At 45.1% G+C, this 246-nt stretch carries 1 protein-coding gene; it reads right to left on the bottom strand.

Annotated elements, in window-relative coordinates:
- Window positions 1-246: hypothetical protein (locus B0E44_RS18850; protein ID WP_165688805.1), on the bottom strand; the 246-nt coding region annotated here is incomplete at both ends.

The raw sequence follows: 246 nt of genomic DNA, 5'->3' as shown, positions 1-246 counted from the left end.
GTTCCAGGTGAAGGTCGCTCCCGAACAAATGGTTTGATTCGTTACTATATCTGCAGGTTTTGGCGTTACAGTCAAGTTCAATACTTGATCTGCCGTACAACCGTCTGCTCCTGGGAATCTTGTTCCTGTCTGATTCGTTGTATAATCCGTACCGTTCCAGGTGAAGGTCGCTCCCGAACAAATCGTTTGATTCGTTACTATATCTGCAGGTTTTGGCGTTACAGTCAAGTTCAATACTTGATCTGC

This window comes from Flavobacterium sp. A45, assembly GCF_002001005.1.
In the GTDB taxonomy this organism is placed as follows: Bacteria; Bacteroidota; Bacteroidia; order Flavobacteriales; family Flavobacteriaceae; genus Flavobacterium.
The sequence above is the reverse complement of the archived record's forward strand: the minus strand, read 5'-3'. Positions and strand labels throughout refer to the sequence as shown.